This is a genomic window from Selenomonadales bacterium (assembly GCA_017442105.1).
GTDB lineage: Bacteria > Bacillota > Negativicutes > RGIG982 > RGIG982 > RGIG982.
Window position 1 is genome coordinate 1 of sequence record JAFSAX010000224.1, and the last position, 2420, is coordinate 2420.

3 protein-coding genes are annotated in these 2420 nt (G+C 43.1%); all 3 read right to left on the bottom strand.

Annotation, left to right across the window (positions count from 1 at the left end; translation table 11 throughout):
• Positions 1 to 145 precede the first annotated feature (145 nt).
• Complete coding sequence (locus IJN28_08485; GenBank protein MBQ6713802.1) at positions 146 to 1246, bottom strand: stage II sporulation protein P; 1101 nt, start codon at positions 1244 to 1246, stop codon at positions 146 to 148.
• Positions 1246 to 1992, bottom strand: a complete 747-nt coding sequence (locus tag IJN28_08490) for a DUF1614 domain-containing protein (GenBank protein ID MBQ6713803.1) — start codon at positions 1990 to 1992, stop codon at positions 1246 to 1248. Before IJN28_08490 ends, IJN28_08485 begins: the two co-directional genes overlap by 1 nt.
• 101 nt (positions 1993 to 2093) lie before the next feature.
• Positions 2094 to 2420 (bottom strand): S1 RNA-binding domain-containing protein (locus IJN28_08495; protein ID MBQ6713804.1); only part of this gene is annotated, 327 nt, incomplete at its 5' end.

The window sequence follows — 2420 nt, forward strand, 5'->3', positions numbered from 1 at the left end:
CTATTTTCGCCCATACTATGAATGTAAAATTCCCCTCTCTTTTTTGGGCGGCTTCGGTCGCCTCTTTTTTTATGCACAGATAATAATCGACATACAAAAAGGACTGTGAGAAGTATCATCTCTCAGTCCTTCATGGCAAGTGTCTTTATTGATTTTCTTTATCTTGATCTGAATCTTTTTTCCCGAACACATCGCCAAATTCACGCGCAGCAAAGTTCTTGGCCTTTTCTTTTGCTTCACGCAAACTGCCTGTGCTCATGATTAAAAATCCAATACCTCCTACGACTGCAATTCCTACGATCCATAAGACAGATCGCATACTTCCCGATGTCGATATATTCGTACTTGCTGATATTCCTGCCGCTTCCGCGACCGCACCTGATGCTTCAGCCTTTTTCATCAATACAGGCGGTATTGCATCAGCAAACATAGCGATTCCTTTCTCTGCTTCTTCACGACTATTCGTGTGTGCACCTGCTTCGATCAGCATTGATCTGGGATGCAGGTCTTGATTATAATCTCCGCCTTTTGCAAAGAAAATACCTTTTACCAAGCCCGGATGGACTTTGTCAGAGGCAGCCTTAAGCTCTAAGGCATATTCCTCAATCTGCTCGCTCGTTGCACCATATCGGCCTACAACAAGCTGGAGTTTAGCTACTTTTTCATTGTTGACAATACCTGAATAGACCTCAGGTGGTGTCGCATCACGATGAACATCAAATATAGCATCAGGAGCATCTTTGATAAGGTCTACAACAGTCCTGCGTGACCGTTCGTATGCCATATCATCATGCGGATTGTGAACAGTATCGGAATGCGTTACTTTAATGCCGTGTGCCTCCAGAGCAGCAGCAAACGCATTTCCAACCTCAATAATGCCGCCTTTGCCGTTGATACTGTCTGTGCCGTCACTCGGCTTATATGATTCGTCTGTATGCGTATGATAAATAGCAACCTTAGGTATATCAGCAGCTTCTGCAACAGAGTCTTCCGAGCGAGTATACGCAATATAGTAAGGCGTCATCGCTACACGTCCGACAAGATGTGCATCTGCTCTGCTATCCTCTACTTTATCGATCTGATATCTCAGATTATCTTCCGTGATAAATTGGTCACCGACACGCACATGCCAACCTGTGACATATACGATGCGATTTTCCTCATTATATATCTCGTAATGCGCAGCATATGCCTCTGTCGTCAGAAAAAAAAGAGAGCATATCAAAAGTACTACGATTCGTTTCATTATGACTCTCCTTTCTCCTTGGAATATTTATCAGCAGATTTCGATTTAGAAACCATTCTCAATTTTCGTTCTTTACCATCCGGAGTCAATTCTTCACTGAATTCATAGATATCTGCTGTTCGTTTCATCTTAAAAGAATCATTTCGTGCCATACGTTCACGAGTTTCACCAATACATTCCGCAGTCATAACGGCTACCAATCCTGCAATCATGATTACATCGAACGCACCTGCTCCGCCGATTGCAGTTGTTCCCACAATACCGCTCGTCAATAGCATCCCCATATGCAAAAGATCGCTCAAGACGATTCCAAGCACACCGCCGATAAAAGCGCTTCGCCGTGATCTGCCGAACAAATATGCAACAAGTCCTGCCGCAATACCATAGAACAATTTTGGATCGATGAACATCGTTTCCGGCTCATTCGGCATATAACGCGATCCAAGAAAAACGAGTGTTCCCACAATGACAGCTGATAAAATCGCACGCAGTCTTTCGCGCATCGTATCAGCTTTCAAGATAAGCCAACCACATAATAAGATCGGTATAATCGCACCACCAACGTTGATCGTCAACACTGAGGGTGAAGACATGATTGGAATATTGACAAAGCTTCCTATTCCGATCGCCAAAAGCAAAATAATCGCTTGCTTATCGGTCAGACGCATCCTATCAAGAATACGCTGTGCTGTACCGAAATAAACGAGAGCCAATATCACGAGTAGCGTTATCATCCCCAAAGGCATTTTATCACGCTCCTTTTTTATTGCTCTGTTATTGTGTCCGCAATCAGTATTCACCATACACAAAAAAAGACAGCATACAAATTGTATGCTGTCTTTTAACTTTACACTTCGAAATCTTTGAGCAGATCGCCAAGCTGATTACCGAATGCTACGTTTTTGTCTTCTTGTTCTTTCATATACGCTTTGTATTCAGCACGTTCTGCATCTTGTTGTACCTGACGAATACTGAGTGCGATTTTTTTATTGCGTTTGTCGATCGTCAAGACTTTGACTTTCACTTCTTGACCTACGGACAATGCTTCTTCGGCTTTCTTGATATGGCGTTCGGAAATCTCAGCCATACGCACCAAACCTTCCAATCCGTCTGCAATTTTAACGAATGCACCGAAATTGGTTAATTTAGCAACCGTACCAACAACGACTGTGCC

Excerpts from the sequence above, each read along its gene's own strand:
- IJN28_08485 (MBQ6713802.1), bottom strand. The coding sequence starts at position 1,246 with ATGAAACGAATCGTAGTACTTTTGATATGCTCTCTTTTTTTTCTGACG.
- IJN28_08490 (MBQ6713803.1), bottom strand. The coding sequence starts at position 1,992 with ATGCCTTTGGGGATGATAACGCTACTCGTGATATTGGCTCTCGTTTAT.